The organism is Ornithinicoccus hortensis, assembly GCF_006716185.1.
Lineage (GTDB): Bacteria > Actinomycetota > Actinomycetes > Actinomycetales > Dermatophilaceae > Ornithinicoccus > Ornithinicoccus hortensis.
In genome coordinates this window covers 2288728-2312054 of record NZ_VFOP01000001.1, presented here as the reverse complement: position 1 = coordinate 2312054, position 23327 = coordinate 2288728, and the positions used below count along the sequence as shown (strand labels likewise).

20 protein-coding genes are annotated in these 23327 nt (G+C 72.9%); 3 read left to right on the top strand and 17 right to left on the bottom strand.

Features of this window, described 5'->3' with window-relative positions; translation table 11 throughout:
• Nucleotides 1–7: 7 nt before the first annotated feature.
• From FB467_RS10735 to pyrR, 7 genes are read right to left on the bottom strand one after another with little or no spacing between them, the layout of a single operon-like run.
• Nucleotides 8–925 (bottom strand): beta/alpha barrel domain-containing protein, encoded by a 918-nt coding sequence (locus FB467_RS10735; protein WP_141785089.1) that lies wholly within the window; start codon nt 923–925, stop codon nt 8–10.
• On the bottom strand, nt 922–1716 hold the full coding sequence (locus FB467_RS10730; RefSeq protein WP_141785088.1) for an iron-sulfur cluster-binding protein: 795 nt from the start codon (nt 1714–1716) through the stop codon (nt 922–924). Before FB467_RS10730 ends, FB467_RS10735 begins: the two co-directional genes overlap by 4 nt.
• Before the next feature lie 10 nt (nt 1717–1726).
• Nucleotides 1727–5116 carry a carbamoyl-phosphate synthase large subunit gene (carB, locus tag FB467_RS10725; protein ID WP_141785087.1) on the bottom strand — a complete coding sequence of 1130 codons (3390 nt, stop codon included), beginning with the start codon at nt 5114–5116 and terminating at the stop codon, nt 1727–1729.
• Nucleotides 5103–6245, bottom strand: a complete 1143-nt coding sequence (gene carA / locus FB467_RS10720; protein WP_228393407.1) for a glutamine-hydrolyzing carbamoyl-phosphate synthase small subunit — start codon at nt 6243–6245, stop codon at nt 5103–5105. Before carA ends, carB begins: the two co-directional genes overlap by 14 nt.
• Nucleotides 6242–7573 (bottom strand): dihydroorotase, encoded by a 1332-nt coding sequence (locus FB467_RS10715; protein WP_141785085.1) that lies wholly within the window; start codon nt 7571–7573, stop codon nt 6242–6244. Before FB467_RS10715 ends, carA begins: the two co-directional genes overlap by 4 nt.
• Nucleotides 7570–8502, bottom strand: a complete 933-nt coding sequence (locus FB467_RS10710; RefSeq protein ID WP_141785084.1) for an aspartate carbamoyltransferase catalytic subunit — start codon at nt 8500–8502, stop codon at nt 7570–7572. The genes FB467_RS10715 and FB467_RS10710 overlap by 4 nt, the downstream gene beginning before the upstream one ends.
• A complete protein-coding gene (gene pyrR, locus FB467_RS10705; protein ID WP_141785083.1) occupies nt 8499–9107 on the bottom strand; it encodes a bifunctional pyr operon transcriptional regulator/uracil phosphoribosyltransferase PyrR in 609 nt (202 codons plus the stop codon). Before pyrR ends, FB467_RS10710 begins: the two co-directional genes overlap by 4 nt.
• A 239-nt stretch (nt 9108–9346) precedes the next feature.
• Between pyrR and FB467_RS18490 the strand changes: the two genes are divergently transcribed.
• A complete protein-coding gene (locus tag FB467_RS18490; protein ID WP_170230671.1) occupies nt 9347–10015 on the top strand; it encodes a nucleotidyltransferase domain-containing protein in 669 nt (222 codons plus the stop codon).
• On the top strand, nt 9996–11063 hold the full coding sequence (locus FB467_RS10700) for a type IV toxin-antitoxin system AbiEi family antitoxin domain-containing protein (protein ID WP_170230669.1): 1068 nt from the start codon (nt 9996–9998) through the stop codon (nt 11061–11063). Before FB467_RS18490 ends, FB467_RS10700 begins: the two co-directional genes overlap by 20 nt.
• Before the next feature lie 137 nt (nt 11064–11200).
• On the opposite strand, the gene nusB is transcribed toward FB467_RS10700, so the two are convergent.
• The 3 genes from nusB to FB467_RS10685 all read right to left on the bottom strand — a co-directional run bounded on the left by nusB (nt 11201) and on the right by FB467_RS10685 (nt 12739).
• Complete coding sequence (gene nusB, locus FB467_RS10695) at nt 11201–11614, bottom strand: transcription antitermination factor NusB (RefSeq protein ID WP_141785081.1); 414 nt, start codon at nt 11612–11614, stop codon at nt 11201–11203.
• Between the two features lie 6 nt (nt 11615–11620).
• Nucleotides 11621–12181, bottom strand: coding sequence for an elongation factor P (efp, locus tag FB467_RS10690; RefSeq protein WP_141785080.1), 561 nt, complete (start codon nt 12179–12181; stop codon nt 11621–11623).
• 87 nt (nt 12182–12268) lie between these two features.
• The gene (locus FB467_RS10685; RefSeq protein WP_141785079.1) at nt 12269–12739 is read right to left on the bottom strand and encodes a type II 3-dehydroquinate dehydratase; all 471 of its coding nucleotides are present in this window, start codon (nt 12737–12739) and stop codon (nt 12269–12271) included.
• A 30-nt stretch (nt 12740–12769) separates the two neighbouring features.
• On the opposite strand from FB467_RS10685, the gene FB467_RS10680 reads away from it, so the two are divergent.
• Nucleotides 12770–14338 (top strand): FMN-binding glutamate synthase family protein, encoded by a 1569-nt coding sequence (locus FB467_RS10680; protein WP_141785078.1) that lies wholly within the window; start codon nt 12770–12772, stop codon nt 14336–14338.
• Between the two features lie 10 nt (nt 14339–14348).
• Here FB467_RS10680 and aroB read toward each other — a convergent pair whose 3' ends face one another.
• From aroB to alaS, 7 genes are read right to left on the bottom strand one after another with little or no spacing between them, the layout of a single operon-like run.
• Complete coding sequence (aroB, locus tag FB467_RS10675; protein ID WP_141785077.1) at nt 14349–15926, bottom strand: 3-dehydroquinate synthase; 1578 nt, start codon at nt 15924–15926, stop codon at nt 14349–14351.
• Nucleotides 15919–17172 carry a chorismate synthase gene (aroC, locus tag FB467_RS10670; RefSeq protein WP_141785076.1) on the bottom strand — a complete coding sequence of 418 codons (1254 nt, stop codon included), beginning with the start codon at nt 17170–17172 and terminating at the stop codon, nt 15919–15921. The genes aroB and aroC overlap by 8 nt, the downstream gene beginning before the upstream one ends.
• Nucleotides 17173–17193: 21 nt before the next feature.
• A complete protein-coding gene (locus FB467_RS10665) occupies nt 17194–17946 on the bottom strand; it encodes a prepilin peptidase (RefSeq protein ID WP_141785075.1) in 753 nt (250 codons plus the stop codon).
• Entirely contained in the window at nt 17943–18782 is an 840-nt protein-coding gene (locus tag FB467_RS10660) for a shikimate dehydrogenase (RefSeq protein WP_141785074.1), read from the bottom strand. The genes FB467_RS10665 and FB467_RS10660 overlap by 4 nt, the downstream gene beginning before the upstream one ends.
• A 3-nt stretch (nt 18783–18785) precedes the next feature.
• Nucleotides 18786–20105 carry an endolytic transglycosylase MltG gene (gene mltG / locus FB467_RS10655; protein WP_141785073.1) on the bottom strand — a complete coding sequence of 440 codons (1320 nt, stop codon included), beginning with the start codon at nt 20103–20105 and terminating at the stop codon, nt 18786–18788.
• Nucleotides 20102–20563, bottom strand: a complete 462-nt coding sequence (ruvX, locus tag FB467_RS10650; protein WP_244932741.1) for a Holliday junction resolvase RuvX — start codon at nt 20561–20563, stop codon at nt 20102–20104. Before ruvX ends, mltG begins: the two co-directional genes overlap by 4 nt.
• A gap of 57 nt (nt 20564–20620) precedes the next feature.
• Nucleotides 20621–23299, bottom strand: a complete 2679-nt coding sequence (alaS, locus tag FB467_RS10645; RefSeq protein WP_141785071.1) for an alanine--tRNA ligase — start codon at nt 23297–23299, stop codon at nt 20621–20623.
• Nucleotides 23300–23327: the final 28 nt, after the last annotated feature.

The window sequence follows — 23327 nt, the reverse complement described above, 5'->3', positions numbered from 1 at the left end:
CGTGTGCTCATCCTGTCTCCTCGTCGTCGTGCGCGCCGCCGGCTGCGGCACGGGCCACGGTCTCGGTCACCCGCCACAGCACGCCGGGGTCGCCGAACAGGGCGGTGCCGACCTGCACGCCGTGGGCACCCCATCCGACCGCGGCCGCCGCGGAGGCCGGGTCGTGGATGCCTCCCCCGGCGATGACCGGCACCGTCGGGACGCGCCCCTGGGCCATCGCGGTCACCATCCGGTCCACCGCGCCGGCGGTCACCCGGGCGATGGCGGGGCCGGCCAGGCGGGTCCCGGGCGGGTGGGCGGCGACCGTGCCGCTCAGCACGACCGCAGCGGCCCCGCCGGCCACGCTCGAGCGCACGGCGGCCACCGGGTCGGCGCAGTCCAGGCCGACCTTGGCCAGCAGCGGCAGGTCCCGCGGCAGCAGCTCCCGCAGCCGCGCCATGAGCCGTAGGCAGGACTGGTCGTCGTCCTGGAACGCCCGGCGCTGGCTGCCGGGCTGCTGTTCGTCCCCGGCGGTGAGGTCCACCTCGATGCCGCAGACCGTGTCGAAGTCCAGCCCCCGCCGCAGCCGGGTCACCACCTCGGCCACCTCGGCCACGCTCGTGCCCCGCACCGCGCAGACGGTGCGGAGTTGCCGTGCGGCCAGCCACGGCAGGTGCGCGGTCACCACGGTGCGGACCGACAGCACCGGCGCAGCGGTATGCAGGATGCCGCCGGGGACCGGCTCGATCCGGGCCGGCGCGGGCCGGGCCTGCGACGGCACACCGACCGGACCGAGCAGGACCGCGTCCAGCGCCGCCAGGTCGCCGAACCGGGCCAGCTCGGCGCCGGTGCCCCCGCACCCGGCGGCGGCGGTGACCCGGGGCACCCCCGCGGCCCGCCACGACGGCGTGCCCCGGGCTCCGGCCACGCCCGGCACGCCGGTCACGGGGCGTCCGCCGGCTCGGGCAGGAGCAGGTCCCCGCGCACGACGGGCCCCACCGCGCACGGACGCACGGCGACCGGTTGCCCGTCCGGGCCGGCCAGGTGTACCGCGCAGGCGCCGCACAGCCCGACCCCGCAGGCGACCGCGTCCCCGGCGTCGAAGGCCGTGAGCTGGCTCACCACCCCCGCCCGCCGGGCCGCCGCGGCGGCGGCACGGACCACGGTGAGCGGACCGGCGGCATACACCACCCCGGCCCCGTGCCGGGTGGCCTCGGTGAGGACGGTGTCCTGCACCCCGTCGGGCCGGGCCAGCTGGACCCCGACCGCGGTGCGGCGGGCGGCCCCGAGGTCGAGGTGGTGGTCGGCGTCCCGGGCGCTCAGCACCAGGTGGACCGGTGCGCCCCGGGCCGCGAGCAGCGCGGCCAGCCAACGGGCCGGGGCCTGGGCGGCCTCGTGCCCCACGACGACCACGGGCACCGGTTGGGTGGGCAGCGTGAAGCCGCGCCCCAGGGGCCCGGTCACCCGGATCCGGTCACCGGGCACCAGGTCGGCCGGGGGCAGGACCACCTCCACCGTGCTCGGGTGGCCCGGTCCGCCGCGGGCACCGGCCAGCCACCAGGTGCGCGGGAGCACCCGGCCGCCGCCCGGCTCCGGGGGCAGCACCACGAACTGTCCGGGGCGTGGCGCCGCCTGGCCACCCGGGTCCGGCACGGTGAGCGAGACGTGCTGGAACGCACCCTCGGGCCGGGTCGCGACGACCTCGGCCTCCAGGGGGCCCAGCACCCGCACGGTCACGGCAGACGGCTCACGGGGTGGCCGCGTCCGGAGCCGTGTGCCGTCCGTACAGGTCCAGCGCGGCGGCGTGCTCCTGGAGCGAGGCGACCCGCATCCGTCCGGTCTGCATCGCCTCGATGCCCAGGACCGCCGCCCCGACCTGCTGCACGGTGGTGATGATCGGCTTGTCCAGGCTCGTGGTGGCGGCCCGGATGGCGTAGCCGTCTGCCCGTGCGTCCCGGCCGGAGGGGGTGTTGATCACCATGTCGATCCGGCCGCCGGTGATCAGGTCCACGATCGTGGGCTCCGCGTCCGGGCCCGGTCCCTGGCTGTGCTTGCGCACCACCTGGGCGGGGATCCCGTTGCGGCGCAGCACGTCCGCGGTGCCCTCGGTCGCCACCAGGGTGAACCCCAGGTCGACCAGCCGCTTCACCGGGAAGATCATCGAGCGCTTGTCCCGGTTGGCCACCGACACGAAGACCGTGCCGGAGGTGGGCAGCGCCGACCCGGCCCGCAGCTGGCTCTTGGCGAAGGCGGTGCCGAAGTCCTTGTCGATCCCCATCACCTCACCGGTGGAGCGCATCTCCGGCCCGAGGATCGAGTCCACGGCCTGGCCGGTCGTGGTGCGGAACCGGCGGAACGGCAGGATCGCCTCCTTGACCGACACTGGGGCGTGCACCGGGAGCCGGGCACCGTCCCGGTCGGCGGGCAGCAGGCCCTCCTCGCGCAGCTCGGCCACCGTCGCGCCCAACATCACCCGCGCCGCGGCACGCGCCAGCGGGACGCCGGTGGCCTTGGCCACGAAGGGCACCGTGCGGCTCGCCCGGGGGTTGGCCTCCAGCACGTAGAGCACGTCCTGGGCCAGCGCGAACTGCACGTTGATCAGGCCGCGGACGCCGATGGCCTCGGCCAGCAGCCGGGTCGCCTCGCGCACCCGCGACATCTCCTCCCGGCCGAGCGTCACCGGCGGCAGCACGCAGGCCGAGTCGCCGGAGTGGATCCCGGCCTCCTCGATGTGCTCCATGACGCCGCCCAGGTAGAGGTCCCGCCCGTCGTAGAGGCCGTCGACGTCGATCTCGATGGCGTCGTCCAGGAAGCGGTCGACCAGCACCGGGTGCTCCGGGGCGGCCTGCGTGGCCCGGGAGACGTACCGCTCCAACGACTCGTCGTCATACACGATCTCCATGCCGCGGCCACCGAGGACGTAGGAGGGCCGCACCAGGACCGGGTAACCGATCTCGTGCGCCACCTCCAGCGCCTCCTCGGTGCTGTATGCCGTGCCGTGCCGGGGGGCGGTCAGCCCGGTCTCGGCCAGCACCCGCCCGAAGGCACCGCGGTCCTCGGCGAGGTCGATCGCCTCCGGCGAGGTGCCCACCACGGGCACCCCCTCCGCCTTGAGGGCGGCCGCCAGCCCGAGCGGGGTCTGCCCGCCCAGCTGCACGATCACCCCTGCGACCGGGCCCGCCTGGCGCTCGGCATACACCACCTCGAGCACGTCCTCCAGGGTGAGCGGTTCGAAGTACAACCGGCTGGAGGTGTCGTAGTCCGTGGACACCGTCTCCGGGTTGCAGTTGACCATCACCGTGTCGAAGCCCGCCTCCCGGAGCGCCAGCGAGGCGTGCACGCAGGAGTAGTCGAACTCGATGCCCTGCCCGATCCGGTTCGGGCCCGAGCCCAGGATGAGCACCGCCGGACGCTCCCGCGGGGCCACCTCGGTCTCGGTGTCGTAGCTGGAGTAGTGGTAGGGCGTCTGGGCGGCGAACTCCCCTGCGCAGGTGTCGACGGTCTTGTAGACCGGCCGCACCCCCAGGGCGTGCCGCAGCCCGCGGACGACGGCCTCGCCCATCCCAGTGATCTCGGCGACCTGGGCGTCGGAGAAGCCGTGCCGCTTGGCCCGGCGCAACAGCTCGGGCGTCACCCGGCCGGTCGGGCCGTGCGTCGCCGCGGCGAGCTCCTCGGCGACCTGGTTGATCAGGACGATCTGGTCCAGGAACCACGGGTCGATCCCGGTGGCGTCGTGGACCTCCTCCACGTCGAGCCCGCCCCGCAGCGCCTGCTGGACGAGCACGAGCCGGCCGTCTGTCGGGGTCCGTGCCTGGTCCAGCAGTGCCCGGGCCATCCCCTCCCCGGTCGGGTCCTCGTCGGGCCGCCAGTGGAAGGAGGAGCCCTTGCGCTCGACCGAGCGCAGCGCCTTCTGCAGCGCCTCGGTGAAGTTGCGCCCGATCGACATTGCCTCGCCGACGGACTTCATCGTGGTCGTCAGCGTCGGGTCGGCCGCCGGGAACTTCTCGAAGGCGAACCGGGGCACCTTGACCACGACGTAGTCCAGCGTCGGCTCGAAGGCCGAGGAGTACCGAGGGGAACCCGGGGACGACGCTCCACCGGAGGTGTCTCCGGGCGACGTGATGTCGTTGGGCACCTCGTCGAGGGTGTAGCCCAGCGCCATCTTCGCGGCGATCTTGGCGATCGGGTACCCGGTGGCCTTGGAGGCCAGCGCCGAGGAGCGGGACACCCGGGGGTTCATCTCGATCACGATGACCCGGCCGTCCTGCGGGTTGACCGCGAACTGGATGTTGCACCCGCCGGTGTCGACGCCGACCTCGCGGATGATCGCGATGCCGATGTCCCGCAGCTGCTGGTACTCCCGGTCGGTGAGCGTCATCGCGGGGGCGACGGTGATCGAGTCACCGGTGTGCACGCCCATCGGGTCGAGGTTCTCGATCGAGCAGACCACGACCACGTTGTCCGCGCTGTCCCGCATCACCTCCAGCTCGTACTCCTTCCAGCCCAGGATGGATTCCTCCAGCAGGACCTCGGTCGTCGGGCTGTCCTGCAGCCCGGCGCCGGCGATGAGCCGCAGCTCGGCCTCGTCGTGGGCGAACCCGGAGCCCAGGCCCCCCATGGTGAAGGAGGGGCGCACGACCACCGGGTAGCCGAGGTCCTCGGCCGCGGCGAGGCACTCCTCCATGCTGTGGCAGATCCGGCTGGCGGCCACCTCGGCCCCGCACCGTTCGACCACGCCCTTGAACAGCTGCCGGTCCTCCCCCAGCTGGATCGCCTCGACGTTGGCCCCGATCAGCGGGCAGCCGTAGCGCTCCAGCGCGCCCGACTCGTGCAGCGCGATGGCCGTGTTCAGCGCGGTCTGGCCGCCGAGGGTCGCCAGGACCGCGTCCGGGCGCTCCTTGGCGATGATCGCCTCGACGATCTGCGGGGTGATCGGCTCGACGTAGGTCGCGTCGGCGACCTCCGGGTCGGTCATGATCGTCGCCGGGTTGGAGTTCACCAGGACGACCCGGATGCCCTCCTCGCGCAGCACCCGGCAGGCCTGCGTGCCGGAGTAGTCGAACTCGGCCGCCTGGCCGATGACGATCGGGCCGGAGCCGATCACCAGGACGCTGTGGATGTCCTCACGCTTGGGCATCGGCACCTGCTCTCTGCTGCATCAGGTCGGTGAACCGGTCGAACAGGTACGCCGCGTCGTGCGGACCGGCGGCCGCCTCGGGGTGGTACTGCACGGAGAACGCGGGCGCGTCGAGGCACTGCAGCCCCTCCACCACGTCGTCGTTGAGGGCGATGTGGGAGACCCGCACCCGCCCGTATGCAGTGTCGACCGGTTCGTCGGTCGAGTGCGGCCAGGCGATCGCGAAGCCGTGGTTGTGGCTGGTCACCTCGACCTTGCCGGTGTCCCGGTCCAGCACGGGCTGGTTGATCCCGCGGTGCCCGAACGGCAGCTTGTAGGTGTCCAGGCCCAGCGCGCGGCCGAGCAGCTGGTTGCCGAAGCAGATCCCGAAGAACGGGATCCCCGCCTCCAGCACGCTGCGCAGCACCTCGACCTCGGCGTCGGCCGTGGCCGGGTCGCCCGGCCCGTTGGAGAAGAACACCCCGTCGGGCGCCAGCTCCCGGATCTGCGCGAAGTCCGTGGTCGCCGGCAGGACGTGCACCTCGATGCCCTGCTCGGCCAGCAGCGCCGGCGTGGTGCCCTTGATGCCCAGGTCCAGCGCCGCGACGGTGAACCGGCGCTCCCCGACCGGCTCCACGACATACGGCTCGGTCGTGGACACCTCCGCGGCAAGCGCGGCACCGGTCATCGGCGGGGCGTCGTGCACCCGGGAGAGCAGCCGCTCGGGCGTCTCCTGCGCGGCGGCGCCGGAGAAGATGCCGGCCCGCATGGCGCCCTTGTCGCGCAGGTGCCGGGTCAACGCGCGGGTGTCGACCCCGCTGATGCCGACCACCCCGTGCTCGGCCAGCGCGGTCTGCAGGTCGCCCTGGCTGCGCCAGTTGGACGGGCGGATCGCGGGGTCCCGGACGACGAACCCGGCGACCCAGATCCGCCGGCTCTCCATGTCGGTGGCGTTGACCCCGGTGTTGCCGATGTGCGGGGCCGTCATCACTACCACCTGGCGGTGGTAGGAGGGGTCGGTGAGGGTCTCCTGGTAGCCGGTCATGCCGGTGGAGAAGACCGCCTCCCCGACGGTCTCGCCGACCGCGCCGTAGGCCTCACCGACGAAGGTGCGGCCGTCCTCGAGGACGAGGACCGCAGGGGTGCTCACGCGTCCGCCCCCCACACCAGGCCCTCGCGGGCGGTCACCCGACCGCGCAGGACGGTGAGGTGGACTCCCCCGGTCAGCTCGTGCCCGTGCCAGGGGTTGTTGCGCGACATCGACTTGGACTGGGCCCCGTCCACGGTGACCGTGCGCTGCGGGTCGACCAGCGTGATGTTCGCCGGGGCCCCGACGGCCAGGCCCTGCCCCTGGGTCTCCAGCCGGGCGATCCGGGCCGGTGCCGTGGACATCGTCCGGGCCACGTCCGCCCAGGACATCCGGCCCTCGGTCACCATCACCGAGCTGACGACCGACAGCGCGGTCTCCAGGCCGATCATCCCGAACGCCGCGTCCACGAAGGCGTGCTCCTTGTCCTGGCGGACGTGCGGCGCGTGGTCGGTGGCGACGATGTCGATGGTCCCGTCCGCGAGGCCGGCCCGGAGCGCCTCCACGTCCTCGGCGGGGCGCAGCGGCGGGTTGACCTTGTAGACGGGGTCGTAGCTGCTGAGCAGGTCGGTGGTCAGGACCAGGTGGTGCGGGGTGACCTCGGCGGTGACGTCGATGCCCTGGGCCTTGGCCCACCGGACAACCTCGACGCTGCCGGCGGTCGACACGTGCGCGATGTGCACCCGGGACCCGGTGTGCCGGGCCAGCATGACGTCCCGCGCCACGATGGACTCCTCGGCGACCCCGGGCCACCCGGGCAGCCCGAGCCGGCCGGAGAGTTCGCCCTCGTGGCAGCAGGCGGTGGAGCCGGCCAGCGCCGGGTCCTGGGCGTGCTGGCTGACGACCCCGTCGAAGGACTTCACGTACTCCAGCGCGCGGCGCATCAGGCGGGCGTCGTGGACGCACTTGCCGTCGTCGGAGAAGACCCGCACCCGGGACCGGGAGCGAGCCATCAGGCCGAGCTCTGCCAGTTCCTCGCCGGCCAGCCCCTTGGAGACCGCGCCGACCGGGTGCACGTCGACGTAGCCGGCACGCACCCCCAGGTCGGTGACCCGCTCGGCGGCCTCGGCCGTGTCGGTGACGGGGGTGGTGTTGGCCATCGCGAAGACGGCCGTGTAGCCGCCGGCCGCGGCCGCCTGCGACCCGGTCTCGATGGTCTCGGCGTCCTCGCGACCCGGCTCCCGCAGGTGGGTGTGCAGGTCGACCAGGCCGGGCAGGGCGACCATGCTGTCGCCGTGGTAGCGCTGGGTGCCCTCGGGCGCCTGGTCGGCGGCGTCGGGTCCGGTCGCGGCGATCCTGCCGTCAACCAGGAGCAGGTCGCCGACGCCCTCCCCGAGCAGGTCGGCGCCGACGATCAACAGGGGCTTGACGGGTGCGTCGGTGGTGCTCATGCGGAGGTCCCTTCGCCGGAGAGCAGGTGGTAGAGGATCGACATACGGACGGCGACGCCGGCGGACACCTGGTCCAGCACCAGCGACTGGGCGGCGTCCGCCGCGTCGCCGGAGATCTCCAGGCCCCGGTTCATCGGACCGGGGTGGCAGATGACCGCGTGGTCCGGCAGCAGCCGCAGCCGTTCCTTGGTGAGTCCGTAGGTGACGGCATACTCGCGGGCGGTCGGGAAGAACCCGCCGCTCATCCGCTCCCGCTGGACACGGAGCATCATCACCGCGTCCACCGTCGGCAGCACCGCGTCCAGGTCGTGCGAGACGGTGACGTCCTCGGCCTGCGCCCACGGGCCCATGCCGGAGGGCAGCAGCGTCGGCGGGGCCACCAGGGTGACCTCCGCCCCGAGCTTGCGCAGGCAGAGCAGGTTGCTGCGGAAGACCCGGGAGTGCGTCAGGTCGCCCACCATCGCCACGTGCTTGCCCTCGAGGTCGCCCAGCCGGTTGCGCATCGTGTAGGCGTCCAGCAGTGCCTGGCTGGGGTGCTCGTGGGTGCCGTCGCCGGCGTTGACGATGGAGCACTTGGTCCACTGCGCGATCTGCGCCGGGGCGCCGGAGGCCATGTGCCGGATGATCATCATGTCCACGCCCATGGCGTCGATCGTCATCACGGTGTCGCGCAGCGACTCGCCCTTGGAGATCGAGGTGCCCTTGCCGGTGAGGTTGATCGTGTCGGCGGAGAGCCACTTGCCGGCCAGTTCGAAGGAGCTGCGGGTCCGGGTGGAGTCCTCGAAGAAGAAGTTGATGATGGTGCGGCCGCGCAGCGTCGGCAGCTTCTTGATGTCGCGGTGCTGCACCTCGTGCATGCTCACCGCGGTGTCGAGGATCTCCTCGATCTCATCGCGCGAGAGGTCCTCGATCGAGAGCAGGTGCTTCACCGGTCGCCCTCCGTCCCGGAGATGACGACCTGGTCGGTGCCGTCGACCTCCGCCAGCCGCACCGAGACCCGCTCGGACTTGGCGGTCGGCAGGTTCTTGCCCACGTAGTCGGCCCGGATGGGCAGCTCCCGGTGACCGCGGTCCACCAGCACCGCCAGCCGCACGGCCCTAGTCCGCCCCAGGTCGGCGAGGGTGTCGAGCGCGGCCCGGACGGTGCGTCCGGAGTAGAGCACGTCGTCGACCAGCACCACGACCTTGCCGTCGACCCCGCCCTCGGGCACCTCCATCCGCTCCATCTGGCGGACCGGCTGCGAGCGCAGGTCGTCGCGGTACATGGTGATGTCGAGGGTTCCCACCGGCACCTCGACGCCCTCCACGTCGTGCAGGGAGGCGGCCAGCCGGCGCGCCAGCGGCGCTCCGCGGGTGGGGATCCCCAGCAGGACGAGGTCCTGCGCCCCCTTGTTGGCCTCGAGGATCTCGTGGGCGATCCGGCGCAGCGCGCGGGTGATCTCCGACTTCGCCAACACCACCCGTCCACTCACTTCGGCGGTCTCGCCGGGCGTCCCCTCGTCGAACTCGGGGACCTGGTCACGGGCAGGGCTCATCGGGCCCACTCTCCTTCCCCGCCTCACAGGACGGTGGTTAAAGGATCTGCGTCGGTGCCCCCCACCCTACCGGACGCCCCACCTGGCAGCCCCACACCCCCACCAGACGTCCGAGCGGGCGGCCCCACCACCTGACCAGACGCCCGAGCGGGCGGCCCCACACCCCCACCAGACGTCCGAGCGGGCGGCCCCACCACCTGACCAGACGCGTCGTCGGTCGGCCCTCCTACGGTGGCCGGGTGGACACGGCATACGGCCCCTGGGAATCACTCAGCCTCGAGGCCGCCGTCGACACCTTCCGCGAGATGCCTACCCGTTGGTGGATCACCGGGGGGCACGCCCTCGAGCTCTACGCCGGCCGATCCTGGCGCGAGCACGGCGACATCGATGTCGCGCTGCTGCGTCGGGACTGCCCCACGGTCCTCCCGCTCCTGGAGAGGGCCACCGGTTGGACCGCCTGGCTGGCCGCCTCCGGCGTGCTCAGCCGGTATGCCGGGCAGCAGCTCGACGTGCGCCGCCACGAGAACAACGTCTGGATGCGCCGGGGCGAGCACGGGCCGTGGGTGGTGGACGTCACCGTCTCGCACGGCACGGACGAGGCCTGGGTGTACCGCCGGGATGACGCGTTCGTCCTGCCGTGGGACGTGGCCGTGCTCACGTCGGAGGAGGGGATCCCGTATCTCGCACCCGGCCTCCAACTGCTCTACAAGTCGGCCAGGCCACGGGCGAAGGACCACCAGGACGCCCGCGAGGTCATCCCCAGCCTCGACCCCGCCGCGGCGGAGCCGCTCCGGGCGCGGCTACCCGCCGACCACCCCTGGCGGAGCCTGCTCCGACCGCCTGTGGATGACGGCCCCACGGGATGGCCCGGAGGACCACCCTGGGGTAGTGGTCGATCTCTTCGCTGAACTCCCCCGGCTCTTCCGATGGCGCGACGCGCGTGCCGCGGGCATCACGCGGCACCGGTTACGGCAGGCACTGCATACCCACGAGGTGCACCGCGTGGCCCACGGCCTCTACCAGCGATCCGCCGCGCTGGAGGACGGCGAGCCGTGGCAGCTGCTGCGCGGCCGCCACCTGGAGAGGTGCGCCGAGCTCCTGGCGCTGCATCCCGGACACGCTGCCAGCCACCAGACGGCCGCGGCCCTCCATGACCTCGACCTCCGGCTGCATCCGGACATGCCCGTGCACCTGACCGCCATCGAACGGGTCCCCCGGTCGCGACGCGTCGAGGGCGTCACGCTGCACCATGCCGACTCCGTGCGGAACGACACCGTGGAGGTCGACGGTCTGCGGGCGACGACCATCGCCCGGACCATCGCCGACATCCTGCGCACCTCGACCCCGCCGCACTCGGTTGCCGTGCTGGACGGCGCCGTCCGTGATCGTCGGGTCACCGCCGCGGAGGTCTGGTCGGTCCTGCGGCGGCAGGTCCGGTGGCGCGGACGGCCGAGGGCCCTGGAAGCCTTCGCGCTGCACGACCCGACCCGGGAGACCTGGCTGGAGTCCTACTCCTTCGTCAGGTTCTACGAGCTGGGCCTTCCCCTGCCGCTGCCGCAGGTGGAGATCCTCGACGAGGGCTTCCACCTGGTGGCTCGGGTCGACGGCCTGCTCGAGGAGACGGGCACCTTCCTGGAGGCGGACGGGGCCGGGAAGTACCTGATCCCGGTGCGCGAGCAGGGGCTCAGCGAGGCCGAATCCGTCCAGCTGTCGATGACCCTGCAGCAGCAGCGCCACGACCGGCTGCTCGCGCTCGGCCTCACCGGCGCGCGGTGGACGACGACCGAGGCGGTGCAGACCCCCGAGGCCGTCGTCTCCCGGATCCGGGCCGCGATGAGGGCCGGCGACCCGGCGACGTTCCGCGGGTGGCTGCGGATCGGTGGACAGGTGATGTCCCTGCACGAGGCGTGTCGTATGCGGCAGTCGCCCACCACTCCCTGGCGACAGGTCTCGTAGGACCGCCCGACCACGCGTCCGGTCACCCCGTACGACCGACCGGTCACGCGTCCGGTCACCCCGTAGGACCGCCCGATCACACGTCCGGACGGGGGTGGGGACCGCCACCTGACGCGTCCGGTCGGGAGTGGGGGGCGTCAGGCGAGGGTGAGCTTGACCTCGGACACGCGGGCGAGCAGGCCGTTGACGAACTTCGGCGAGTCGTCGGTGGACAGGCGCTGGGTGAGCTCGACGGCTTCGGCGATGGCCACGCCGTCGGGGACCTCGTCGTTCCAGACGATCTCCCAGGCGGCGATCCGCAGCACGGCCCGGTCGACGGCCGGCATCCGCTCCAGCGGCCAGCCCTGGCTGTAGGTGGACAGCACCTCGTTGATCGCGGTCCAGCGCCCGACGACGCCGCGCACCAGTTCGGCGGTGTAGTCCGGGAGCGGGTGCTGGGTGGTGGGCGCGGCCAACCGCTCGGCGAGCAGATCGGCGACGTTCACCTCACGCAGCTCGGCCTCGAAGAGCAGCTCCAGCGCCCGCTTGCGGGCCTTGGTCCTGGCTCCCACGAAGGGTCAGTTCACCCGGCCGAGGTAGGACCCGTCGCGGGTGTCCACCTTGACCTTGGTGCCGGTCTCGAGGAACAGCGGCACCTGGATCTCGGCGCCGGTCTCCAGGGTGGCCGGCTTGGTGCCACCGGTGGAACGGTCGCCCTGCAGGCCCGGGTCGGTGTGCGTGATCTCCAGGACCACCGAGGTCGGCAGCTCGATGTAGAGCACGGTCCCCTCGTGCGAGGCGATCAGCGCCTCGCTGTTCTCCAGCAGGTAGTCGGTGGCGTTGCCCATCACCTCGGGCGACACCGGCACCTGCTCGTAGGTCTTGGAGTCCATGAAGATGTAGTCGGTGCCGTCGTGGTACAGGTACTGCATGTCGGAGCGGTCCACCGTGGCCGTCTCCACCTTGGTGCCGGCGTTGAACGTCTTGTCGATGATCTTGCCGGACGTCACGTTCTTCAGCTTGGTACGCACGAACGCCGGCCCCTTGCCGGGCTTCACGTGCTGGAACTCCAGCACCTGCCACAGCCCGTTGTCGATGTTGAGCACGAGGCCGTTCTTCAGGTCGTTCGTCGTTGCCACAGGCGTCTCTTTCGTATGCGGTGGGGCGGCCCCGGCGCACGCAGGCACCACGAGAGGGGCGACAGGATCGTCGACCAGTTTAACGGCTCAGCCGCGGTCGTCGCGATTCGCCGCCGCCGAGGGCCCCGCCAGCGCCCGCAGCGCCAGCAGGTAGGACCCGGCTCCGAAGCCGGCGACGGTCCCGGTCGCGGACCGTCCGACCACCGAGGTGTGCCGGAAGGACTCCCGTGCGGCAGGGTTGGACAGGTGGACCTCGACCAGCCGGGACCCGCAGCCGACCAGGTGGGCGCAGGCGTCTCCCACGGCATACGAGTAGTGCGTGAACGCGGCGGGGTTGAGCACCACGTCCCACGACGCGCGGGCGGCCTCGTGCAGCCAGCCGACGAGTTCGGCCTCGTCATCGGTCTGCCGGCAGTCCACGGTGAGCCCCAGGTCGGCCGCCGCGGCGGACACCTGGTCGTGGATGTCGGCGAGGGTCAGGGTGCCGTAGATCTCCGGCTCCCGGCTCCCCAGGGCAGCCAGGTTGGGCCCGCTGAGGACGAGGACATGGCGCGACATGGCGACATCGTATGCGGCAGAGTGGCCGCCATGAACTGGACAAAGGCTCTGGCAATCCCTGCGGCCGGGGTGGCCGCCGTCGCGACCCGGGACTTGATGCAGCGCAAGCACGCGATCCTGCGCACCTTCCCGGTCGTCGGGCACTTCCGCTACCTGTTGGAGAAGGTCGGCCCCGAGTTGCGGCAGTACATCGTCACCGACAACGACGAGGAGCGACCGTTCAGTCGCGACCAGCGCCGGTTCATCTACGCCAGCTCCAAGCTGGAGAACCCCTACTTCGGCTTCGGCACGGACAACGACATGGAGAATGACGAGGGGTATGCCGTGCTCAAGCACCGCACCTTCGCCGAGGTCTCCCCCAGCACCCTGGCGCACTCCGGGGAGCACGACGACCTGCCCTGCGCCAAGGTCCTCGGCGCGGCCCGCGGGCGCCCCGGCGCGTTCCGGCCACGGTCGGTGATCAACGTGTCCGCGATGAGCTTCGGGTCGCTGTCCGCCCCCGCGGTCCAGGCGCTGAACCGCGGGTGCGCCGAGGCCGGGGCGCTGCAGAACACCGGCGAGGGCGGCATCTCCGACCACCACCGCCAGGGCGCCGACCTGATCTTCCAGATCGGCACAGCTTACTTCGGGTGCCGGGACGAGGAGGGCGCGTTCAGCATCGACAACCTCAAGGCGCTGGTGGCGGCCAACCCGGTGAAGGCGATCGAGATCAAGCTCAGCCAGGGCGCCAAACCCGGCCTGGGCGGGATGCTGCCCAAGGCCAAGATCAGCGAGGAGATCGCCCAGATCCGCGGGATCCGCCGGGACCGCGACTGCGCCAGCCCCTCCCGGCACGCCGAGTTCGACTCGGTCGACTCGATGTTGGACTGGGTGGAGATGATCGCCGCCGAGACCGGCCTGCCGGTCGGCATCAAGTCCGCGGTGGGCGACCTGACCTTCTGGGAGGAGCTGGCCGAGCAGATGGCCACCACCGACCGGGGCGTGGACTTCATCACCGTCGACGGCGGCGAGGGCGGCACCGGGGCGGCCCCGCTGAGCTTTGCCGACTCGGTGTCGCTCCCGTTCAGGCTCGGGTTCCCCCGGGTGTACGCGTTGTTCGCGCAGCGGGGCCTGGCCGAGGACATCGTCTTCATCGGGGCCGGCAAGTTGGGCCTGCCGGACAACGCCGCGGTGGCGTTCGCGCTGGGTGCCGACATGGTCTACGTCGCGCGCGAGGCGATGATCTCGATCGGCTGCATCCAGGCCCAGCGCTGCCACGACGACCACTGCCCCACCGGTGTCGCCACCCAGAACCCCTGGTTGACCCGCGGGATCGACGTGCCGCTGAAGGCCGAGCGTGCCGCCAACTACCTGCGCGCCTGGCGCCGGGAGATGCTCAAGCTGGCCGAGGCCTGCGGGGTGGTGCACCCGGCGATGATCGACGCCGACCAGGTGGAGATCCTGCTGGGGACCCGCTCGGCCACGCCGCTGCGCGAGGTGGTCGGCTACCAGCCCGGGTGGGGGGTGCCGGGCGCCGAGGACCTGGCCGCCCTGCGCGACCTGATGCTCCCCGCGAGCCGTGGCGGCAGCGCCAAGAAGGCTGCGGCCCGGGCCCGGTGAGGGGCCGGTCTCAGGAGGAGACGGCCCGGTAGGCCCGCTCCAGCAGGTCCTCCTCCGGCGCCTCCAACCGGCCCGGTGAGGCCAGCCCCTCGAGCACGACGAAGCGGAGCGTGCTACCGCGGGTCTTCTTGTCCCGGCCCATCGCGGCGCGCAGCCGCTCCCAGGAACTGCCCCCGTATGCCGTGGGCAGGCCGACCGAGGTCAGCACGCTGCGGTGGCGGTCCAGCAGGTCCTGGTCGATCAGGTCCGCGGCCCGGGCCAGCTCGGCCACGTAGACCATGCCCACGGCGACCGCGTCGCCGTGCCGCCAGGAGTAGCCCTCGACCTGTTCGATCGCGTGCGCGAAGGTGTGGCCGTAGTTGAGGATCTCGCGCAGCGAGGCCTCCCGGAGGTCGGCCGCGACGACGTCGCTCTTGACCCGGACGGCGCGCGCGATCAGGTCCACCGCCACCGGCGCATCCGCGCGGGTCGCCGCGTCCGGGTCGGCCTCGATCAGCTCCAGGATCTCCGGGTCGCGGATGAAGCCGGCCTTGATGATCTCGGCCAGGCCCGAGCAGTAGTCCCCCTGCTCCATGGTGGCCAGCCAGGCGGGGTCGCACAGCACGGCCCGGGGCGGGTGGAAGGCACCGACCAGGTTCTTGCCCTCGGCGGTGTTGATGCCGGTCTTGCCGCCGACGGCGGCGTCCACCACCCCGAGCAGCGAGGTGGGCAGCTGGACCAGGTCCACCCCGCGCAGCCAGGTGGCGGCGACGAAGCCGGCGAGGTCGGTGGTCGCCCCGCCACCCAGCCCGACGACCAGGTCGTCCCGGGTGAACCCGGCCTGGCCGAGCGCCGCCCAGGCACCCGCGAGCACCGAGACGTCCTTGGCCGCCTCCGCGTCGGGCACCGGGTGGGGGTATGCCGTGCCGCCCGCCTCCTCCACGACGGAGGCCACCTGCCGGACCAGGTCCTCCCGGCCCGGTTGGTGCACCACCAGCACCCGGCGGCCCGGGTGGACCAGGCCCGCCAGCTCGGCCAGCACCCCCTCCCCGACGTGCACGGAATACTCCTGGCCGACATCGACCACCTGCGGCTGCGTCATGCGTCCCTCCCCGAGTGCTCGGATCTCGTCGACGACCTCCTGCGGGGTCCGGCCCGCGGTGTCGACCCGGTGTGTGGCCACGGCCTGGTAGGTGCCGCGCCGGGCGTTCATCATCCGGGTCCAGGTGGCCCGCGGGTTGACCGCCAGCAGCGGGCGCGAGCCGTCGAACCCCACCCGGGCGGACGCGTCGGCGATCGCGACGTCCAGGAAGACCACCCGGTGGCCGACCAGGGCCTGCTGCACCTCCGGGCTCATCACCGCTCCCCCGCCCAGCGCCAGGACCCCGTCGTGCTCGGCGAGCGACCGGGTCACCTGCGCCTGCTCCAGCGCCCGGAAGTGGGCCTCCCCGTCCTCGACGAAGATGTCGCTGATGCTGCGGCCCTCCGCCTGCTCGATGACCTGGTCGGTGTCCTGGAAGGGCACCCCCCAGGCGGTCGCGAGCAGCGTGCCGACCGTGGTCTTGCCGGCGCCCGGCGGTCCCACCAGGACCACCCGGGGGCTAGGCATCCCAGAACCCCCGCATCGTCTCGGGGATGGCGTCCAGGTAGGCCCTGTGGTTGCGCCGGACCTCCTCGACGGAGTCGCCGCCGAACTTCTCCAGCACGGCGTCGGCGAGCACCAGGGCCACCATCGCCTCCGCGACGACCCCCGCCGCGGGGACCGCGCAGACGTCCGAGCGCTGGTGGATCGCGGTGGCGGCGCTGCCGTCGGCCACGTCGATGGTCTGCAGCGCCCGGGGCACCGTGCTGATCGGCTTCATCGCGGCGCGGACCCGCAGCACCTCCCCGGTGCTCATCCCGCCCTCGGTCCCGCCGGAGCGCAGGGTGCGGCGGCGGACCGTGCCGGCCCCGTCCCGCTCGATCTCGTCGTGGGCCTGGCTGCCACGGCGGGCCGCGGTGCGGAACCCCTCGCCGAGTTCGACCCCCTTGATCGCCTGGATGCCCATCAGCGCCCCGGCCAGGCGGGAGTCCAGCCGGCGGTCCCAGTGGACGTGCGAGCCCAGGCCGGGGGGCAGGCCCCAGGCGAGCACCTCGACGACGCCGCCGAGGGTGTCGCCGGCCTTCTTGGCCGCGTCGATCTCGGCCACCATGGCCGCCGACAGGGCGGCGTCCAGGGTGCGGACCGGGTCCGCATCGAGCCGGTCGACGTCGCCGGCGCGCGGCAGGTCCTCCAGCAGCGGGGCGTCGTCGTCCCGGGCGTCCCTGGCGGCGCCCCCGATCGCGACGGTGTGGCTGACCAGCTCGATCCCGCAGGCCTGCTCCAGGAAGGCGGCGGCCACGGCGCCGAGCGCGACCCGCGCGGCGGTCTCCCGGGCCGAGGCGCGCTCCAGCACGGGCCGGGCCTCCTCGAAGCCGTACTTCTGCATCCCGACCAGGTCGGCGTGCCCCGGGCGCGGCCGGGTCAGCGGCCGGTTGCGGGCCAGCTCCTGCGGGGCACCGATGTCGTCGGCCCCGGCCAGCGCGGCGGGGTCGACGGGCTCGGGGTTCATCACCGACTCCCACTTGGCCCACTCGCTGTTGGCCACCTGCAGGGCCAGCGGCGACCCGAGGGAGAGTCCGTGCCGCAGCCCGCCGAGGAAGCTGAGCCGGTCCGCCTCGAACGACATCCGGGCGCCCCGGCCGTGACCCAGCCGGCGTCGGGCCAGGGCCCCCTCCACGGCGGCCCGGTCCACCCGGACGCCGGCGGGCAGGCCCTCCAGGACCGCGGTCAGGGCGGGGCCGTGGGACTCCCCTGCGGTGATCCAGCGCAACATAGGGGGAATCCTGTCACGCCCTCAGAACAGTCCGGACAGCACATCCGGCGGCAGCACGGCTCCCACCAGCGCACCGATCATCATCGGGGGCCCGTAGGGCAGGTGGCCGCCGAAGGTGACGCGGCGCAGCACGAGCAGCACCAGGGCGAACACCCCGCCGAGGAGCACCCCGGCATACATCCCCACGACCACCGACTGCCAGCCGAACCAGCCGAGCCCGGCGCCCAGCAGGGCGGCCAACTTGACGTCCCCGAGACCGATCGCGAGCGATCCCCGGGCCAGTGAGGTCAGCGCCAGCAGGAGGTAGGCGAGCCCGCAGAGCAGTCCGGCGAGCAGCGCCCAGACCCACGGCAGCAGCCCCCCGCCGAGCAGGCCGGCCAGCAGCAGCCCGACGGTGAGCACCCCCATGGTCGGCCACATGATGCGGTCGGGGAGCCGGTGCACGTCCATGTCCATCGCGGCCAGGCAGACGCAGGCCAGCATGACCGCGAGCAGGGTCAGCAGGAGCACCAGCTGGACCCAGCCCTCCCGGCCGCTGCCGACCCCGGGGTCGACCACCTCGCCGACGCCGCGGGCCGGGTCGGAGAGCACCACCCGCCAGGTGAGGAGCCCGCCGGCCACGGCCAGCCAGGGCGGCACCCACCACCGCTTGCCGGGCAGCGGCAGGTCCTCCTCGTCCGGCTTGCGGTAGCTCACCCACCGCAGCCAGCGCGCCACGGGTACCCCGCCCAGGGCGAGCCCGGCGACGACCAGGGGCAGTAGCCAGGTGCTCATCCCGCCGCGGCCTGGGGCAGGCGCTCGGCGAGGGCGGCGCGCATCGCCTCCACCGGGGCGTCGAGCCCGGTCATCAGGCGCACCTGGGCCGCGGCCTGGTGCAGCAGCATGGTCCACCCGCCCACGGCGGTGCGGCCGTGCCGGGCGACGTCGTGAGCGAGGGGACTGGGCCACGGGGCATACGTCACATCGAACACCACGCCGGCCGGGGAGGTGGGGGCGCCGTCCACAGGCGGCGTCGCGCCGGGTGGGACCGTGCTCAGCACCAGGTCCACGTCCGCCCCTGCGCCGCGGGCCAACCCGGCCGACCAGTCGGCATACGACACGGTGCTCGTCGTGAGGCCCAGCCGGACGGCCAGGGCGGCGGTCTCCGGGCGCACCGTCCCGCGGACCACGAACCGCAGGGACCGGGCGCCGACCCGGTGCAGCGCGACGAGCGCGGACCGTGCCGTGGCCCCGGCCCCGATGACGTCGACCGGACCGGGCCCACGGACCTCGACCCCCGTCAGCGCCTCCGCCAGGCCCGCGACGTCGGTGTTGTCCGCCCGCCAGCCGCCCTCCGTGCGGGTGAGCGTGTTGGAGGCGCCGACCAGCGCGGCCTCGTCGCCCACGACGTCCGCGAGCGCGAGCGCCTCCTCCTTGCCGGGCATCGTCACCGAGATCCCGACCCAGGAGTCGTCCAGGCCCCCGACGTGCCGGGCGAGGTCACCGGCCGGGACCCGGGTCAGCCCGTAGGTCCAGTCGGTCAGGCCCAGCGCGGCATACGCGGCCGTATGCAGTGCAGGAGACAGGGAGTGGGCGATCGGGTCCCCGACCACCCCGGCACGGTGCGGCATGGCTCAGCAGCGGTCCGGGTTCTCTTCGCACCACTGCTGGAAGATCTCGGCCTGCTCCTCGTGCTCCTCCAGGGTCTCGGTGAACACGGTCTCGCCGGTGTCGGGGTTGATCGTGACGAAGTACATCCAGTCCCCGTCCGCCGGGTTCATCGCGGCCTCGATGGCGGCGGCGCCCGGGTTGTTGATCGGCCCCGGGGGCAGGCCCTCGTGGAGGTAGGTGTTGTAGGGGCTCTCCACCTTGCGCTGCTCGTCGGTGGTGCCGACCCGGCCGCGCTCCTGGTGGATGAAGTGGATGGTGGAGTCCATCCGCAGCCCCTCGCCCTCGTCCAGCCGGTTCTGGATGACCCGGGAGACCTTGGCGAAGTCGTCGGGGTTGGCGGCCTCGCCCTCGATGATGCTGGCGATGGTCAGCGTCTCCCGCAGCTCGTCCTCGGGGACCCCGAGCTCCTGGTAGCGCTGGTTGCCCAGGGCGACCATCTGGCGCAGCTGCTCCTCCGGCGTGTCGTCGGGGGCGAAGGAGTAGGTGTCCGGCGCGAGGAACCCCTCCAGCTCGCCGTCGGCCGCGTCCGGCAGGTCCAGGGACTCCGGGTCGACCGCCTCGTAGTCGGCGACCTCGTTGCCGGTGCCCTCGGCGAGCAGGGCGAAGACCTCGGAGGTCCACAGCCCCTCCCGGAGGGTCACCCGGGCCACGTTCCGGCTCTCGGAGTCCAGCAGCCGCTCCAGGGCGGCGCTGGCGCTCATCTCCTTGGCCATGGTGTAGCTGCCCGGTTGGATCGCGGTGGCCCGCGGGTCGGCGGCCGCCACGTTCGAGAAGGCCTCGGGGCTGGCCACGACGCCGGCGTCGTAGAGCACCTGGCCGATCTCGCCGCCACCGGCACCCCCGGGGATCTCGATCTCGACCTCGCCGCTGCCCTCCCCCTCGTAGTCCTCGGGTGCGCCGCTGCCGAAGTCGAAGCTGGGGACCAGGTCGCCCAGCGCCCGGGCGCCGAAGAACCCGCCGCCGAGCACGATGACCAGCGCCAGCAGGATCGCCCCCCAGCGGACCGCCGGCGAGCGGTGCTTGCGCTTGCGGCGCGGCCGCTCGTCCTCGTCCACGACGTCGTCCGGGTGGACCCCGGTCGCGATCACGTCGTCGGCGAGGGTCCCGTCGCCGTCGGCGAACCAGTCCTCGTCCTCGGGGTGGTCCTCGTCGTGGTGCAGGTCCTCGTGGCGGTGCAGGTCCTCGTGGGCCTCGTCGTGGCTCAGGTCGTCCGGGTGCACGTCGCCGGGAGGCACCTCCTCGGCGCGGCCGTCCACGGGTCCGTTGTCAGGGGATCGGGTCACGGCTGCGTTCCTTCGTGTCGGGCCGCGGACCTCTTGGTCCGTGGCTTGCGGGCACCCACGGGTTCGCCGGCCGGTCGACCGGTAGTGCGTTCGGCGTCCAGCGCCGCCTGCAGGATGAGCACGGCGGCCGCCTGGTCGACCCGGGAACGGTGCTCCCGCCCACTGACCCCGCTGGAGCGCAGGACCCGGTGGGCATCGACGGTCGTCAACCGTTCGTCAAACAGTGTGACCGCCACCGGGGCGAGGCGACGGTGCAACGAGGCAGCGTAGTCGCGAGCGCGCCGCGCGGCCACCCCCTCCTCCCCGGAGAGGGAGCGCGGGAGCCCGACGACGACCTCCAGCACCGCCGACTCCGCGACGAGGTCGCCGATCCGGTCGAGGTCGGACCCACCGTCCTCGTCCCGGTCCAGCGTGGCGACCGGGGTCGCGAGCAGGCCGTCGGGGTCGCTCTGGGCCACCCCGACCCTGACCTGTCCTACGTCTACCCCCAGCCGCACACCGCGCCGCACGCCCGGTTACCTGGCCGGGGTCGCGTGCTCGGCGACGTTCTGCTCGACCGCGGTGAGGGCCGCCGGGACCTGGCTCGGGTCCTGACCGCCGCCCTGGGCGAGGTCGTCCTTGCCGCCACCGCCCCCGCCGAGGGCCTGCGCGGCGACCTTCACCAGGGCGCCGGCCCGGACCCCCGCGTCGCGGGCGGTCCCGTTGGTGGCCACCACGATCGCCGGGCGCTCGTTGTTGACCCCAGCCACCGCGACGACGGCCGGACGCTCGTCACCGAGCCTGCTCCGCAGGTCGGTCGCCAGGGAGCGCAACTCGTCGGCCGCGACCCCGGTGCCGGCGTCGTGCAGGAGCACCCGCACGCCGTTGACGTCCTTGGCCTGCTCGACCAGCTGGCCGGCCGCGGCCAGGACCTGCTGCTGGCGCATCGTGGCGAGCTCGCGCTCGGCCTCCTTGAGGCGGGCCAGGACCTGCCCGATCCGGTCGGTGAGGTGTTCCTGGCTGACCCCGACCAGCGAGGTGAGCTCGTGGACCAGGGCCCGTTCGCCGGCGAGGTAGCGCAGCGCGTCCATCCCGACCAGGGCCTCCACCCGTCGCGAGCCGGACCCGACGGAGGACTCCCCGATCATGGTCAGCGCCCCGACCTGGGAGGAGTGCCGCACGTGGGTGCCACCGCACAACTCCCGGGACCACGGGCCGCCGATCTCGACGACCCGGACCTGCTCGTCATACGTCTCGCCGAACAGCGCCAGCGCACCCTGGGCGCGGGCCTCGGGCAGGGTCATGTAGGCGGCCGACACCGGCAGGTCCTGGCGCAGCGCGAGGTTGGCCACCTCCTCGATCTCCGAGCGGGTCTCGGCGGAGAGCGCGGAGTTCCAGGCGAAGTCCAGCCGCAGGTAGCCCGGCTTGTTGTAGGAGCCGCTCTGCAGCGCGTTGGGGCCGAGTACCTGCCGCAGCGCGGCGTGCACCACGTGGGTGCCCGAGTGCGCCTGGCAGGCCTGCACCCGCCAGTCGGGGTCGACCAGGGCCTGCACCCCGGCGCCCTCGCGGAGCGACCCCTCCTCGACCTCGACGGTGTGCACGATCAGGCCCTTCACGGGGCGCTGCACGTCCCGGACGCGCAACCGCACGCCGTCGGCCTCGATCACGCCCTCGTCGGCGATCTGTCCACCGGACTCGGCGTAGAACGGGGTGCGGTCCAGCACGAGCATGCCGCGCTGGCCCTGCTCCAGGGCGGGCACCCGGGCGCCGTCGACGACCAGGCCGCGCACCGAGGCCTCGGCGGTCAGCGACTGGTAGGCCAGGAACTCGGTCGCGCCCTGGTCGCGCAGCTCGCGCCACACCTCGGTGGCCGCGTGTCCGGACTTCTTGGCCCGCGCGTCGGCCTTGGCCCGCTCGCGCTGCTCGGTCATCAGCCGGGTGAACCCGTCCCGGTCCACGGACAGGCCCTGCTCCTCGGCCATCTCCAGGGTCAGGTCGATCGGGAAGCCGTAGGTGTCGTGCAGCGCGAAGGCCTGGTCACCGGGCAGTTGGGTGGAGCCTTGCGCCTTGGCCCGGCTGACCGCGGTGTCCAGGATGGTCGTGCCGGACGCGAGGGTGCGCCGGAAGGCGTCCTCCTCGGCGTAGGCGATCTGGCTGATCCGGCCGAACATCGGCTCCAGCTCGGGGTAGGACTTGGCCATTGCCTCCAGGCTGACCGGGAGCAGCTGGGGCAGCGCCGGGTCCTGCACGCCGAGCAGCCGCATGGAGCGGACCGCGCGGCGCAGCAGGCGGCGCAGGACGTAGCCGCGGCCCTCGTTGCCCGGGGTCACCCCGTCGCCCATCAGCATCAGTCCGGACCGGACGTGGTCGGCGACCACCCGGAACCGGACGTCGTCGCCGTGGTCGGCCCCGTAGTGCCGCCCGGACAGCTCCTCGGCGGCGGCGATGACCGGGTAGACCTCGTCGATCTCGTAGAGGTTGTCCACCCCCTGGAGCAGGTAGGCCACCCGCTCCAGGCCCATCCCGGTGTCGATGTTCTTGTGCGGCAACTCACGGGCGATGTCGAAGTCCACCTTGGAGCGGACCGCGGAGAGCTCCTCCTGCATGAAGACCAGGTTCCAGATCTCCAGGAACCGGTCCTCGTCGACCACGGGGCCGCCGTCGGGGCCGTGCTCCGGCCCCCGGTCGATGTAGATCTCGCTGCAGGGCCCACCGGGGCCCGCGACCCCCATGTGCCAGTAGTTGTCCTCCCGGCCGCGCCGCTGGATCCGCTCCTGCGGCAGCCCGGCCACCCGGTGCCAGATGTCGGCGGCCTCGTCGTCCCCCTCCAGCACGGTCACCCAGACGGTGTCCGGGTCGAACCCGAGGAACCCGTCGTCCTGGGAGCCGGTGACCAGCTCCCAGGCGTAGGAGATCGCCCCCTCCTTGAAGTAGTCGCCGAAGGAGAAGTTGCCGTTCATCTGGAAGAAGGTGCCGTGCCGGGTGGTCTTGCCGACCTCCTCGATGTCCAGGGTCCGCACGCACTTCTGCACCGAGGTCGCCCGGGCCCAGGGCGGGGTCTGCTGCCCGAGGAAGTAGGGCTTGAAGGGCACCATCCCCGCGTTCACGAACAGCAGGTTGGGGTCGTCGTACAGCAGCGGCGCACTCGGCACCACCGTGTGGCCCTTGCCCTCGAAGAAGGACAGCCAGCGACGGCGGATCTCGGCGGTTTCCATGAGCTCCTCATGCATGAGTCGGGGTCGG